Annotated in this window: 14 protein-coding genes and 2 pseudogenes; 14 read left to right on the top strand and 2 right to left on the bottom strand. The window is 67.5% G+C overall.

Going from position 1 to position 13,846, the window contains the following annotated elements; genetic code table 11:
* The 5 genes and pseudogenes from ACWD01_RS36095 to ACWD01_RS36075 form a co-directional block, all read left to right on the top strand.
* The coding region (locus tag ACWD01_RS36095) for a hypothetical protein (protein WP_451168051.1) at positions 1-735 on the top strand (735 nt) is incomplete at its 5' end.
* Positions 736-809: 74 nt separating this feature from the next.
* Positions 810-1,313, top strand: coding sequence for a S1 RNA-binding domain-containing protein (locus tag ACWD01_RS36090; protein ID WP_451168049.1), 504 nt, complete (start codon positions 810-812; stop codon positions 1,311-1,313).
* Positions 1,314-1,461: 148 nt separating this feature from the next.
* Positions 1,462-2,846 (top strand): annotated as a pseudogene (locus ACWD01_RS36085) (IS1380 family transposase).
* Positions 2,847-3,141: 295 nt separating this feature from the next.
* Positions 3,142-3,326: pseudogene (locus ACWD01_RS36080) on the top strand (transposase family protein); the annotation flags it as partial.
* Positions 3,327-3,360: 34 nt separating this feature from the next.
* Complete coding sequence (locus ACWD01_RS36075; protein WP_451168053.1) at positions 3,361-3,576, top strand: hypothetical protein; 216 nt, start codon at positions 3,361-3,363, stop codon at positions 3,574-3,576.
* A gap of 14 nt (positions 3,577-3,590) precedes the next feature.
* On the opposite strand, the gene ACWD01_RS36070 is transcribed toward ACWD01_RS36075, so the two are convergent.
* Positions 3,591-3,818, bottom strand: a complete 228-nt coding sequence (locus tag ACWD01_RS36070; protein WP_451168047.1) for a hypothetical protein — start codon at positions 3,816-3,818, stop codon at positions 3,591-3,593.
* A 585-nt stretch (positions 3,819-4,403) separates the two neighbouring features.
* Here ACWD01_RS36070 and ACWD01_RS36065 point away from each other — a divergent pair.
* The 4 genes from ACWD01_RS36065 (at position 4,404) to ACWD01_RS36050 (ending at position 7,235) form a co-directional block, all read left to right on the top strand.
* The gene (locus ACWD01_RS36065) at positions 4,404-4,616 is read left to right on the top strand and encodes a hypothetical protein (protein ID WP_451168045.1); all 213 of its coding nucleotides are present in this window, start codon (positions 4,404-4,406) and stop codon (positions 4,614-4,616) included.
* An 84-nt stretch (positions 4,617-4,700) separates the two neighbouring features.
* A complete protein-coding gene (locus ACWD01_RS36060; protein ID WP_451168044.1) occupies positions 4,701-5,516 on the top strand; it encodes an RNA polymerase sigma factor in 816 nt (271 codons plus the stop codon).
* Positions 5,513-6,385 (top strand): hypothetical protein, encoded by an 873-nt coding sequence (locus tag ACWD01_RS36055; protein WP_451168042.1) that lies wholly within the window; start codon positions 5,513-5,515, stop codon positions 6,383-6,385. Before ACWD01_RS36060 ends, ACWD01_RS36055 begins: the two co-directional genes overlap by 4 nt.
* Before the next feature lie 217 nt (positions 6,386-6,602).
* On the top strand, positions 6,603-7,235 hold the full coding sequence (locus tag ACWD01_RS36050) for a GmrSD restriction endonuclease domain-containing protein (protein ID WP_451168040.1): 633 nt from the start codon (positions 6,603-6,605) through the stop codon (positions 7,233-7,235).
* A gap of 36 nt (positions 7,236-7,271) precedes the next feature.
* On the opposite strand, the gene ACWD01_RS36045 is transcribed toward ACWD01_RS36050, so the two are convergent.
* A complete protein-coding gene (locus tag ACWD01_RS36045) occupies positions 7,272-8,090 on the bottom strand; it encodes an alpha/beta fold hydrolase (protein WP_451168038.1) in 819 nt (272 codons plus the stop codon).
* A 106-nt stretch (positions 8,091-8,196) separates the two neighbouring features.
* Here ACWD01_RS36045 and ACWD01_RS36040 point away from each other — a divergent pair, with 106 nt between their 5' ends.
* From ACWD01_RS36040 to ACWD01_RS36020, 5 genes are all read left to right on the top strand, one after another.
* Entirely contained in the window at positions 8,197-10,242 is a 2,046-nt protein-coding gene (locus ACWD01_RS36040; RefSeq protein ID WP_451168036.1) for a transcriptional regulator, read from the top strand.
* 162 nt (positions 10,243-10,404) lie between these two features.
* Positions 10,405-11,973 (top strand): ISL3 family transposase, encoded by a 1,569-nt coding sequence (locus ACWD01_RS36035; protein WP_451168034.1) that lies wholly within the window; start codon positions 10,405-10,407, stop codon positions 11,971-11,973.
* Positions 11,974-12,345: 372 nt separating this feature from the next.
* Entirely contained in the window at positions 12,346-13,014 is a 669-nt protein-coding gene (locus tag ACWD01_RS36030) for a restriction endonuclease (RefSeq protein WP_451168032.1), read from the top strand.
* A gap of 159 nt (positions 13,015-13,173) precedes the next feature.
* The gene (locus ACWD01_RS36025; protein ID WP_451168030.1) at positions 13,174-13,404 is read left to right on the top strand and encodes a hypothetical protein; all 231 of its coding nucleotides are present in this window, start codon (positions 13,174-13,176) and stop codon (positions 13,402-13,404) included.
* Positions 13,405-13,642: 238 nt separating this feature from the next.
* Positions 13,643-13,846: helix-turn-helix domain-containing protein (locus ACWD01_RS36020; RefSeq protein WP_451168029.1), on the top strand; the 204-nt coding region annotated here is incomplete at its 3' end.

Genomic DNA, 13,846 nt, shown 5'->3' with positions numbered 1-13,846 from the left:
CGACAGCATCCACGGCGGTCTCAGCGTCACTCGTCACGTCAGTCATCAACTGTCGCTTCCAGCTCGGGAGTTACACCACTCACCGTACAGACCCGTTTTTCTGGATGTAGCACGACGGGGATTATCGGCTACGGGCCTGCTGTCGATGAAAAATATGGATACCGCGGGTATCCGATTCCGGATCCATTTGGCTGGTACGAAAACAAGCTTGGCGTCTCACCGGAGTACCAGCAGTGCGACGGAGGCAACAGTATTCCGGGCTGCGCTCTGTACGCCGTCGGGATTGTAGTTGCACTCAGAAATCTAGGCGACGATGATGGCTCGGGCGGAGGAAAGAAGAAAAAGGGGCGTGGGGACAGAGATGAAGACGAAGAGGAATTCGAATCTGTCTTTCGTGCACCGTACAAGCAGGATAAGGAGGAAGCGGAGGGCGGATTTGTCGTAGGTGCGCACGGAGTGAACGGAAGGCATGCCGGAAGTGCCTATCTCGGAAGCTCTAAGGAAATAGCTGCCCAGTATGCAGGTGAAAGCGGCTTTGCTGAGGGGATCTGGGAGTGCAAGATGAAGCGCGGGTGGGAGCGGGATCTTAAGCAGTACCGGCAGCCCTATGAGAATAAGAATGGAGAGGTAGGGTACGAGTGGGTCATTCCTCAGAATAAGATCCCTCTTTTCAACTCCAAAATCAAGAGTGCGGAGTGGTGGAATGCTAGGGGTGGCTACTATTGGCAGGATTGACCGTCGTTCGGGGGGCGGTCCTCCGGGTTCGCCAGCAGCCAGTCCGTTTCTTATTCTTAGTCGTGGAGAGTGTCGTGAGAATCGAGCATCTAAAGCGCGGGCAAGTATTGAGCGGGGTCGTGACTCGGCTAGAGGACTATGGTGCAGTCATCGACCTCGGTCACCGTGAAGGGCTGATCGATAACGCACACCTTTCTTGGATTCCTGGAAAGATGCCGCATGAAGTTCTCTGCCTTGGCGAAGTTGTCAAGGTTGTGGTAGTGAGGGTCGACGAGGAAGCGGATGAGCTCACGCTCTCGCTAAGGGACTTGGAGCCAGATCCTCTATTGGCTTTTGCTGTGAATTTTCTCGATAGAACCGTCGTCGGGAGCCTTGATAAGGTAACTCCGATCGGGGTGTTTATTCAAATCGAAGGAGGCTTTCTAGGGCTAATTCCAGGAGATTCGGAGGATATTTTGCGTCGGATTTCTGATAGCCTTCACTCTGGCGGTCTAGTTGATGTAAAGGTGACCTCGGTCAATGTTTTCGCCAGGAAAATTGAGCTCGACATCTCGGAAGGAGACCCAGAGCGCCCTTGAGTTTCATTCCGCCTGCGTTCACTGAGCCTCGATCCACCGTGTGACGGTCGGGCTTTGGGCAGGGGAACCTCAAAGAGGTGCCTGCTGACCTGGGATGATGGGAGTTCTCTACGCTTCCGTCAGTCCCAACCAGCAAGGCACCTCGTAAGTGAAATCCTCCCACAGCCCGGCGGCGGTGTTCGCCGCGTTCGACGAACCGAATCTGATCGCGCATGCCGGGCTGGTTCCGGCGGTCCGGCTGGCCGAGCGGTGCGACCTGCCGCGGCTGGTGTCCGAGAAGGTGAAGCTGACCGGCGCGAAAAACGGGGCGGGCACGGCCGCGGACGCGAAGGCGATGTCCGTCGTGGCCGGGATGGTGGCGGGCGCGGACAGCATCGACGACCTGGACGTCCTGCGGCACGGCGGTCTGCCGCGCCTGTTCGGCGGGATGCGGGCCCCGTCCACGCTGGGCAGCTTTCTGCGCGCTTTCACCTGGGGGCATGTACGCCAACTCCAGTCCGCGACACGTGGCGTTCACCTGCAATCTGGCCGCGCACACCGGGCTGGTGCCGAAGGCGGACGAGGTGGTGTTCGTGGATATCGACTCCAAGGTCAAGCAGGTCTACGGGCTGGCCAAGCAGGGCGCCTCGTTCGGATATACGAAGGTTCGCGGCCTGCACTTCCAGATCGTCACCGTCAAGACGGGTACGTGCGCGCCGGTCATCGTCGCCACCAGGCTGCGCAAGGGCGCGGCAGGCTCCGGCAAGGGGGCGGCGAGTCTCGCGAGGCGCTGGCCACGGTGCGGGCGATGGGGATCACCGCACAGATCATCGTGCGCGCGGACTCGGCGTACTTCTCCCACAAGGTCGTCGACGCCTGCCGCACGGCCGGCATCCGCTTCTCCCTGGCGGTCGCGGTCAAGAAGACGGTCCGCGAGGCCATCGTGAACATCGCCGAGGACGCTTGGACGCCGATCGAGTACACCGCCGCGGTCTGGGACGATGAGGATGAGTGCTGGGTCTCCGACGCGGAGATCGCCGAGATCCCCTTCACCGCGTTCACCAGCGAGAAGAAGCAGTTCCACACCACGGCCCGGCTCATCGTGCGGCGCGTGAAACGCCTCAACCCCAAGAGCGTCCCGAAGGCCAGGCCGAGCTGTTCGGCGTCTGGCGCCACCACGTCATCTTCACTGACAGCTGCTTCGAGCTCGGTCAGGCCGAGCCGATGCACCGCGAGCACGCCGTGGTCGAGCAGGTCTTCGCCGACCTGGAGGACTCCGCCCTCGGCCACCTGCCCTCCGGGAAATTCACCGCGAACGCCGCCTGGCTGACCCTGGCCGCCACCGCCTACAACCTCACCCGGGCCGCCGGTCACCTCGCCTCCACCTTCCACGCCAAAGCGCGGACCGGCACCATCCGCCGCCACCTCATCCACGTCCCGGCCCGAATCGCCACCAGGGCGCGGACGATCACCCTGCACCTCCCTCAACGCTGGTGCTGGGAAGCGGACTTCACCGATCTGTGGACCGCCGCCGGACAGCGCCTGCAGACCTGACCCAGCTGCTCGACGCTCGCCCACGACCAGGAAGAACCTTCGGAGAACTCGCCACCGGGACGGCCGCCCGGCAAAACGTGCTGCCCGAAGCCGGAAACATCACCAGTACCCCACCCGACATCGAAGATCAGAATTCACACGGTGGATCGAGGCTGAACGCTTCTCATCCTGTGGTCGTGGGTGATGACGGCTGGCGGTCGGGGGCCGTGACGCGGCAGGGCTCCTTGTCGTTTCGGCTGGTGATCTCACTCGCCAACGTCTCAACACAGGAGCCCTGTTGGTCCCGTATCGAGCCATGCTCGACGTCCCGCACGAGGTCGTGGAGCACGTTTCCTGGCTCATCTACGCCCGAAGGTGTGACTGAACTCCCGCTGGCGCAGGCTGGGCTGCTTCCGGCAGGCCCTGCTCGTCCTGGTGCGCCTGCGCAAGAATGAGACCCTGGCCCAGGTCGCAGCGGGGTTCGGCGTCTCCACCGCGACCGTCGGCAATCCGATACAGTCGCCACCGGCTTGGGATGCTCGGGATTCTCCGGCCACCACGCGAAGAACTCCTCGAAGACCTGACTGAACAGCTCCCCACCGTCATCCCGGCCGGTCTTCCCGGCCAGAAACCTGAACAGCCCGTCCCGGTGCGCTTCGAAGAAGGCCTCGAGCATCGCCTCATCGACCACCTGGCTCACGGTGATCGGCCCGCACGGCTCGGCCGCATCGCGACCGAGCCCCGCACTTGAATGGTCCTGCAGGGTCACCGGCGCCACCGCGCCACGATCGCCCCAGCATCTGAGTCCAGCTCTCGGCCGTCAGCCGGGGGAGAGCGTCGGCCCTTCTCCACCGTGCGCAGATGCTCCCAGTCGACCTCGGAGCGGGCGGGGATGACCGCGTCGACGGACGCCGTGGTGCAGAGCGCGACATCGACGGCCCCAACCCGGCTCGTGCCGAGGCTGGCCTCGATGCTGGCGAGAACCCCGGCCACCTACAACAGCCGTCCCGACTGTCCGACGGCCTCAGCCACCCGAGCGCGAGCGGCCCGGGCACCGTTCCAACTCACCCGCGTATCGGGGCGCGTTGAGCTGCGGCGCCGGCCGCGGCATCCCTCGGGGGAGTGTCAGTGCGCTGGACTACCGTCTGTGTCGTCCTCGCGTGGGGACTGTCCCGCTCTCGCCTGGCCTCCACGAGTGGCCAGGCGAGAGCGGTCACGCTCGCTCCCTATCAATCTCGGCACGGGAGCGAGCCCTTCCGGATGGGGAAGGCCGACACCGAAGGTGTCATGCATCCATTGACGGGGGTCCGCCGGGCGATTGCAAGGAAAACCGGGAACTTCTACACGTTGGCGCTGTGGTCGTGCTCTCTGTGAACCGGAACGGTCATCTCCGTGCGCCCGGGGTGCGATGGGTGACTGTCATTGTTCCGTGATTCCTTGATCACATGGCGTAACAACTCCCGCTTGGTTAAAGCTGGTTGCCCTCCCCCGGGGACCGGACTCGGCACCCGCGACCCGGGGAGCTCCACGGCTTCCGGATGGGCCATGGAGCACCAGGCCGACACCAAGGAGTTGCGCATGGGACTCAAGCAGATATTGATCATCACGGTGACAGTGCTCGCCTGGAGCCTCGTGATGACGGCGATGGGCCAAACCGCCGCGGTTGCCGCGCTGGCACCCGTCCTCGGGCTCGTCGTGCAGCAGATCGTCCGCGCTGCCCGTATCCAGGCCGCGCCGCCCTCGGGGCACCGCGTGGACACGGTGTCCGACCAGGAGGGCGGCACACCGTGACGACACCCACCGAGCCACCAGTACCCCCTGCCAAATCGGCCCCCCCTGCGACCCGGGCGCAAGCTCGGGCCGATCGCCGACGGCGTGGGCAGCGTCCACCGCGCATGGCTCGAGCCGGTGCGCTACACCTACCTGAAGAGCGGGCTGACCCTCAGCGATCTCAGCGCCAGGGTCCCGCTCGCCAAGTCGAAGCTCTCCGAACTGCTGCGAGGAACCGGCCTCTACCCCCGATGGGAAATCCTCCTCAACCTGTCCAACCAGCTGCAGATGCCCGACTGGCCCCTGTACCGGCTGTGGCGGCAAGCGGCGTTCGAAGCGCAGAAGTCCAGCGACTGGATCGAACGGTCCACGCAGAAGGCCTCTCTGGCCACGTCTTACACGCCGCCCCTCGATCACCGCGCGTTCCGTGAACTGGTGGAGAATGAATACCGCTTCTACGCCCAGGTCTTCCTCGACGACGACCAGCGCGACGCGGCCGTGTCCAACACCTTCGACATCCTCTGGCTCCGCTGGAACGAAGCACTCTCCAGCCCCGACACCCGCCGGTTCGCCTGGGACACCCTGCGCGCCACCGTCATGGCCCGCACCCCGCACATCGACGGCCGGCCCGAGTTCGGCGCAGCGGCCTTCGACACCATCGCCCTGCGCTACCTGAGCAGCGAAACCGAGCGCATGAACCAGATGACGGAAAGCATCCAGCTCTTCAAAGCCATGAGCTGGCTCCCCGACCAGCAACTCGACGTCATGGTGCTGCGCCGGCTGCACGGGATCTGCCCCGACGGCGTGTCCACCCTCATGGGCGTCCCGCTGGCCACCGTCCGGTCCGGCGAGCGCCACGCCACCTACTTCCTGGAGAGCGTCATCTGCCCGCCGCCCGAGGCCGAAGGGAACATCGCATGACACGCATCGACGAAATCCTCTCCCGGGCCCTGCTGGTCCGTGACCGCACGGTGCCCCGGGACATCGTCCCGAGCGTCACGACCACATCGCCCGACCCGCTCCCAGCCGGCGAACCTCCCATGAAGGACCGCACCTCCACCGACGCCGCAGAAGATCTGCGGGCCCTGTGCGAAACGCTCGTCACCCACACCCCCGCCGACGACGTCGCCGAATTCGTCACCGAGCAACTGCCCGAGCCCCGCAGCGCCCTCATCCTCGCCTGCGTCCTGCAACTGACGGACACCGACGACGGTGCCCGCTTCTGGTGGCAGTACGCCGCAGGCGCTGGTCAGACCGCCGCCGCCTACTGCCTCTACCTCCACCACCTGGCCCTCGGCGAGAAAGACGCCGCGGACTGGTGGCACCGACAGACCGAGGACGTCCAGCCACCCACCAGCCCCTCCAACCAGCCCACAGAGCCGAAACCGGCATCAGCACGGTCCTGGCACACAGCGAGCAGGCACATCACCGACGCGCGCACCCCCACCATGCTGCGCATGCTGCGCCACCTTGCAAAGTCCACCGCCCGCCAGCAATCGGCCGTGGTCACCGAACTCATGGCCTACATCCCCACCGCGGTCGCCGCCGGTTATCTCCGCCAACCGGAGATGGACCTGCCGATGCCCGGCCCGGACTTCGCACGACGAGTCAGTGCTCTCCTGGACGCGGCCGCAGACCGACTTGACGCCCCACGCGAACTCCCCGCACGCCGGCCCCCTCTGTGCACACGCCCCCGCCTTCGCGCCACCAACCCGCCCACCGTCCGTCCATACCCCACCGAACCAGCCCCGACAGCGCACTCACAGTCAGGCGAGACCGCCAACCGATGAGCACAACGAGAAGACAGCCACACCGGCCAAGCATGGGGAGGCTGGTCAAGATTTCGACCGGAGCACTCCTGGATGATGACGACTCTCGTGCACGGAACCCATTCGTCCAGACAGAGCTCTGCCCCTCCGCCAGCCCTCAGCCGTTCTCCCGCACAGCAACTCGTAGACCCGGCATGATCAACGGAGCCCGATGCAAACCATGCTCAGGAGGCCGTACGTGAACCGTCGTCATGCCCTCGCACCCACCGTCATGACCGTCGTGCTGCTCGCTCTGACTGCCTGCTCCGCCGAGGTCAATACGCGCGAGGACGAAAAGCCCGGCTCGCTGCCCGCCACCACGGCGACGCCCTCAGCTCCAGTCCCGGGTGTGGCAGGCGGCCCCGCCGACAGGACACCGCTGATCGAGGCCATCGACCTACTCACTGTCGCCCCGGAGACCGAAGGCGACTACAACCGGCGGGACTTCAAGCACTGGAACACTGGTCTCGACGAGGGCGACGGATGCGATACCCGCGAGGAGTTGCTTGTCGCCGAGGCTATCAAGCCACCCACGAAGGGCGAGGGCTGCAAACTGACCGGAGGACAGTGGCTCTCGTACTACGACGGCGTGACCGTCGAGAAGGCATCGGCACTGGATGTGGACCACATGGTGCCCCTCGAGGAGGCGTGGTCGTCCGGCGCCCACGACTGGGATACCAACCGCCGAGAGGCCTACGCCAACGACCTCGACGCACAGCGCTCTCTCGTGGCAGTCACCGCGAAGACGAACCGATCGAAAGGAAGGAAGGACCCGGCCGAATGGCTGCCACCCTCACCAGAGGCCCTGTGCATCTACCGGCTCAGTCGCTGATCTTGTGATCGGGACTGCCCTTGCCGAGCCGGGGAGTCAGGACGTCATCGGGTGACGGTCCAGGAAGCGGGCCATGGCGTCGGCCACCGGTTCTGGGCGCTCGATGTGGAGGAAGTGCCCCACGCCCTCGATGACCTCCTCCTCCACGTCGGGGACGGTCGAGCGGAGGAACTCGGCGACGTCGACCCAGAGTTGGTGCGTGGCGCTGCCCAGCACGGACAGCGCCGGCTGCCGGATCGCCGCGGCCTGTTCCGGGCCGAACCGCCACTCGACCAGGGCGGGGAGTTCGATCCCGAAGACGGTGTCGGCGTCCTTGACCGCCTGCGCGGTGCAGCCCGGCATGCGCTCGTCGAGCAGCGTGCGGCAGTGTTCCCAGTCCATGCCGCTGACGGCAGCCAGGAACAGCCCGAGGGCCCGTTCGGGTGCCCCGTCGGCGTACGCCTCGAAGGCCGGCGCCGCTTGGGAGAGGAACGCCTCGCCGGCGCGAACCGACAGCAGGGAGAGCTCCAGCAGAGCAGCCGTGGCGATGCGGTCGGGGTGGTCCATGGCGAGCTGGGCGGCGACCGCCGCGCCGCTCGAGTGTCCGGCCACGTGGACGCGGTCGATGCCGAGGCGGTCGAGTAGCGCGACGGCGTCGGAGGCGTGGTCGGCGATGGTGACCGGGCCGGGGGTATGCGTGCTGCCGCCCGAGCCCCGCTTGTGGTAGCGGATCACCTCGTGACGGGCCGTGAGCGCCGGCTCGGCGGCGAGCGGGGCGAACCCGTCGGCGAGGATCGGACCGATGAGCAGAACCGGCTCGCCGGTGCCGCGGATCTCGTATGCCAGCTGGATGTCGTTCACAGTGACGGTGTCCATGGTGTCCTCCTCGGCTGTCCTGTGTCCTCCTGGCTGTCCTGGCCAACCATTGAGGCGTAAGCGAGACTGTTACCGCCGTAACCGACTCACCCCGGGATCGAGGGAAATGTCCGAACCCTCAGCCGCCGACGACGGGACCACGCTGCGGCGGGCACGGGACGCCGCCGCCCGTGGCGCGTGGGCGGACGCCTACGTGGCCTACCTGGCGGCCCGGGAAGCGGGCGAGCTCGGCCCGGCGGAAGTCGCCGAGTTCGCCCAGGTCGCCTATGCCGCGGGCCACCTCGACGTGTCGGTCGAGACATGGGAGCGGCTGCACGGCGAGCTGGCTGCCGTGGGCGAGGACAACGGCGCCGCCGGGGCCGCCGTACGCGTCGCCATGCACCTGCTGTTCGACACCGCGCTCATGGCACCGGTACGGGGCTGGCTGCGGCGTGCCGAGCGGCTCCTCGATCCCGCGGCGAGGACTCCCGCGCATGCGTGGCTGGCGGTGGTCCGGACCTACGAACGTCTCCTCAGCGGCGACCTCGACGCCGCCCGGGAATGGGCCGGGCGGGCGGTCGGGATCGGTTCGGACACCGACCCGGCGGCGGCCGCAGTGGGGCGGGTGGCGCAGGCCCGGCTGGTGATTCTGGACGGTGACGTCGAGCGGGGCCTGGCGCTGCTCGATGACGCCGGCGCGGCGGCGATGTCCGGCGATCTCGACCCGCTCTCCACCGGGGTCGTCTACTGCGAGCTGGTGTGCGCGCTGCAGGGCCTGGCGCAGTACGACCTGGCCGAGCAGTGGACCGAGGCGATGGAGCGCTGGACGAGTGCGAACCCGATCGGCAGCCTGCACGGCCGGTGCCGGGTGCACCGGGCCGAGATCCTGCGGCTGCGGGGCCACTGCACCCGAGCCGAGGAACAGGTCCTGCTGGCCTGCGACGAGCTGCGCCCCTACGTGCGGCGTGAGCTGGGCTGGCCGCTGACCGAGCTGGGCCGGATCCGCCTGCGCCGCGGCGATCCGAACGGCGCCGAGGCGGCGCTGCTGGCCGCCCATCAGCTCGGCTGGGATCCCGAACCCTGGCTGTCGCTGGTCCGTCTCGCCAGCGGCGACGCCGACACCGCGGCCGCCACCATCCGCCAGGCGCTGACCCGGCCGCCGCCGGTCCCGTCGAAGGAGCTGCCGCCCAGCACGGCCCTGCGCCGGGCGCCCCTGCTCGACGCGCAGGTCAGGATCGCCCTGGCCGGCGTCGACGTGGAGACGGCACGGACCGCGGCCCGCGAACTCGACGAGGTGGCCGTCCGCTTCGGGAGCAACGCGCTCGCCGCGTCCGCGGCGCAGGCACGGGGCGAGGTACTCCTCGCCGACGGCGACGCATCCGCGGCGGCCGCGCTGCTCACCGACGCCGTCCGCGCCTGGAGCGAGATCGGCGCACCCTACGAGACGGCCGAGTGCCGACTCCGGCTGGCCGATGCCCACCGCACCCTGGGCAACACACGGGCCGAGACCCTGGAACGGGAGGCGGCACACATCACGTTCGAGCGGGTCGCCGGCACGACCCCCGATGCCGACGAGTCACAACCGGCGCCCACGGCCCCCACCGAACCGAACACCTTCCTCCGCGAGGCCGACTACTGGAAGGTCGTCTTCGACGGTCGGCGTGTGACCGTCCGCGACAGCAAGGGCATGCATCACCTCGCCCGGCTGCTCACCTCGCCCGGACGGGAGTTCCACGTCCTCGATCTCACCGCCGCCGACAGCGAGGACCCCGCGGCCTCCGCCCGGCTGGCCCGCTCTGGCGACGCCGGGCCCCTCCTCGACGAGCACGCCAAGCGCATGTACCGCCGGCGGCTCGCCGAGATCGAGGAGGACATCGAGGAGGCGCGGGCCGAGCACGACATCGGCCGGCAGGAACAGGCCGCGTTCGAACGGGACTTCCTGATCGGCGAACTCGCCCGCGCGGTCGGGCTCGGCGGACGCGACCGCCGGGCCGGCGCGGCGTCGGAACGGGCCCGGGCCGCCGTGACCCAGGCCCTGCGCAAGGCCGTCGGCCGCCTACGCGACGCCTGCCCACCGCTCGGCGACCACCTGGACCGCACGATCCGCACCGGGACCTACTGCGCCTACCTTCCCGACCCGCGCTTTCCTTCCGTATGGTCCACCCGATCCTGAGGGAACCCACGCCACCCTAATGGAACTGCGGCACGATCAGATAGATCGGCTCAGTCGCTGAACTTGTGATCGGGCGGGTGTTGGCGGTGGTTCCTGTCATCGTGGCCCGGGTGTACTTCGCGGAGTTTCGAGGCTCTTGTTCCTCATCTGTCCGGTGTCGTGGTGGAGTTGGTTGAACGGGCTGTCGACAGGATCACGATGCAGGCCCGGGTGCGTGCGGCCGATGCCCGGTGCCCGCACTGCGGCAGGACGTCCGGGCGGGTGCACGGCCGGTATCTGCGACGGTTGTCCGACGCGGCGATCAGCGGCGACTGTGTGGTGATCGAGCTGTTGGTGCGCCGGTTCCGCTGCCTCAACGGCGCCTGCCCGGCCGTGACGTTTGCCGAGCAGGTCTCCGGGCTGACCAGCCCGCATGCCCGCTTCACCCCGCTGCTGCGCGGGATGCTGACCTCGATCGCGGTGGCGCTGGCTGGGCGGCCGGGGAGCCGGCTCGCGGCGGCTCTGGGAATTCCGGTAGCAAAGGACACCTTGTTGCGCCTCCTTCGCGCTCTTCCCGAGGAGCCTGCGGGGCAGGTCAGGGTGCTGGGGGTTGATGATTTCGCGCTCCGCAAGGGCGACTCGTACGCGACGATCCTGGTGGATCTGGAACGGCGGCGCCCCATCGATGTGCTGCCGGGCCGCGAGGCGGAACCGCTGCTTGCCTGGCTCGCCGGCCACCCCGAAGTAGAGATCATTTGCAGGGATCGCGGCGGGGCCTATGCCGAGGGGTCCCGCACTGGCGCCCCGCAGGCGACGCAGATCGCGGACGGGTGGCATTTGTGGAAGAACCTCGGGGAGGCGGTGGAGAAGACCGTAGGAGTCCATCACGCCTGCGTCCGGGCCGTGTTCGCGAACAACGTACTGCCGAACCCGCCGCCCGGAGACGATATCTGGCAGCTTCCGCCGCCTGCAGCCGACACGGCGCTCGACGTCTGCGACCGGGAACGCCGCCTGGTGACGCGGACGAGGGAGCGGTACACCGCCGTACAGCAACTCCTGGAAGACGGCAGTTCGCTGGAGGGGATCTGCCGGACACTCCGGCTGGACCGGTCCACCGTGCGCCGCTTCGCCCGCGCCACCAGCATCGACGAACTGCTGGTCAACGCGACGAACCGGGTCAGCATCCTCGACGAGTACAGGGCCCACCTCCATCAGCGGTGGAACGACGGCTGCCGCGACAGCGCACTACTCCACCAGGAAATCCAGGCGATGGGCTTCCCGGGCAGCATCCAGACCACCCGGCGCTACCTACGCCCCTTGAAGTCCTTGACCGCCGAACCGGCAGCACCCCGTCCGGCTCCGCGTCCTCGACGTGTCGTCAGATGGATCATGACGAACCCCGGCAACCTTCTCGACGAGGACGCCCTCACGCTCAAGGAGATCCGTGCCGGCTGTCCCGAACTGGACGCGGTCACCCAGCACGTCCGCGACTTCGCCACGATGATGCGCGACTTGACCGGCAGCGAACTCCCCGCCTGGATGGAGCGCGTCGAGCACGACGACCTGCCCGCGCTCCACTCCCTGGTCAACGGCCTGCGCCGGGACCAGGACGCCGTCACCGCCGGCCTGTCCAGCTCCTGGAGCTCCGGCCAGGTCGAGGGTCAGAACACGAGAGTGAAACGGATCAAAAGGGACGGATACGGCCGGGCCAACTTCGACCTCCTCCGCATCCGCATCCTGCACCGATCCTGACCCGCCCGATCACAAGATCAGCGACTGAGTCCATCTACCTGGTCGACTGGACGGTCACAAAGCTCCGCTGGGGACTGAGCGCCGATCAGACCGAGCGCGATACCCTCATCCGCCTCGCGAAGGACTGCCCCAGATCCACGGTCACCTACGAGCCCGCGCACTGACACGCGCGTGAGCAAGCATGATGGCTCGCCAGTTCTATGGGCTGTGGCTTCGCCGTTTGTAGTGGCTTCGGCGGGTTTGGTGTTGTCGGCGGCGCCGGCCTCCTCGGCCTCCTCGGCCTGCCGGCCTGCCGGCACGCCCCGCCGGGGCCGGAACAAGCGTGCGGCCTGACAGGCCCCGCTCACCCAATCACCCACTCCTGGAGGTGCGGTGTTCGACGAGGACGGGTCGCTCGACCGCCTGCTGAAATTCCTGCTGACCGCCGTCCTCACCCTGGCCGTAGGCAAGATGCTGTGGGAGTGGCTCACGGAAGACGTCAGCCGATGGATCACCACGGATCTGTGGGGCCTGATCGCAGCCCACCCGTGGTGGACCGGACTCATCGTCCTCGGCGGGCCGGCCACACTCCTCCTGCTCGCCAGACTGCCGGCTCTCTTCTCCGCCGGCACCTACCCCTACGTCGGTGACGACGAGCACGACGCCCCGACCGCTGCGCCACCCCCATCGGCAAGCCCGGATGTACTGACCTTCAAGATGAAGCAGCTCTCCGCGATGAGTGCCACGGGCTTCGAGCAGGCCTGCGCCGAGCTCCTGGCCCGCGACGGATTCCGCGGTACACGACGGGTCGGAGGCACCGGTGACCTCGGCGCGGACGTCACCGCCCAAGACAGCGAAGATCGCCTCCTGATCCTGCAATGCAAGCAGTACCAGAGACCCGTCGGATCGGGACACGTACAGCAGTTCAACGGAACGGCACGCCTCCACCATGGAGCCGACGTACCGATCATGATCGGGCTGAACGGCTTCACCCAGCCCGCCACCGACTTCGCCGCGCACCACAAGCTCATCCTCATGGGTCGCGCAGAACTGAAGCAGTGAGCCTACGGCCAGCACCTCTACGACGTCCTGGGCATCCAGAGCACAACCCAGTGACGCCGACCGCGCGCCTGGTCATGTTGTCCGTACAACCCGTCAGGTCAGGGGCAGATTGGACGTCCCCACCGCAAGAGCCGATCCCAGCATCTGGCAGGAGCCTCGATGGCATCCCCGCTCCCTCCCCGGCTCACCCCGCGCGAACGGGCCCGGCGCAGGACCAACCTGGTCCTCACCGGGACCTTGTTCGGCCTGACCCGCCTCGGCATGCTCGGATTCGCTGCCTTGGCCGTCGTCGGGAATCTGGATGCAGAGGAACTCGTCGACACAGACGGCTGGGTCGGCTGCACCGTCTGCCCCTACGGAACCGTCGGCCCGGTGCCGTCCCTCGGCTGAAGGTGGCTGTACTCCAGCATCGCGGCTCAGTAAGCCGCAGGCGACTCCGCGGCCGGGAGCCTGGAGAAGGTCCACTTCTCCGACGTCGAACACCTGGAGTTGGCCGTTCCCTGACCAGCCTGTGAGCGCGGATGCGACTGAGCGCTTCAGTCGGCGCATGTCGCAAACCAGTTACTGAGGTTGAACTCGTGGAGTCGTAGGGGCTGACGGCTCCTCGCCGGTGCGGTATCACCGGGGCATGCGGTATCCACAAGGGGGCGGGCTGACCGCCGAACGGCAGCAGTTCCGCGAGGAGTTACGGCTGAAGGCCGCCGAGAGGTTCGCCCAGGGCGAGGCGAGCTCGGTGATCGCCAGGGACCTGCGGGTCAGCGTCCGCTCGGTGCAGCGGTGGCGGCGGATGTGGGATGAGGGCGGTCCGCGGGCTCTGCGGTCACAGGGGCCG

This window comes from Streptomyces sp. NPDC002835, from assembly GCF_053591995.1.
This window is presented reverse-complemented; position numbering and strand designations above follow the sequence as displayed.

Coding starts and splice junctions, on each gene's coding strand:
- ACWD01_RS36075 (WP_451168053.1), top strand. CDS start 3,361: ATGCTCGGGATTCTCCGGCCACCACGCGAAGAACTCCTCGAAGACCTG.
- ACWD01_RS36065 (WP_451168045.1), top strand. CDS start 4,404: ATGGGACTCAAGCAGATATTGATCATCACGGTGACAGTGCTCGCCTGG.
- ACWD01_RS36055 (WP_451168042.1), top strand. CDS start 5,513: ATGACACGCATCGACGAAATCCTCTCCCGGGCCCTGCTGGTCCGTGAC.
- ACWD01_RS36045 (WP_451168038.1), bottom strand. CDS start 8,090: ATGGACACCGTCACTGTGAACGACATCCAGCTGGCATACGAGATCCGC.
- ACWD01_RS36040 (WP_451168036.1), top strand. CDS start 8,197: ATGTCCGAACCCTCAGCCGCCGACGACGGGACCACGCTGCGGCGGGCA.
- ACWD01_RS36025 (WP_451168030.1), top strand. CDS start 13,174: ATGGCATCCCCGCTCCCTCCCCGGCTCACCCCGCGCGAACGGGCCCGG.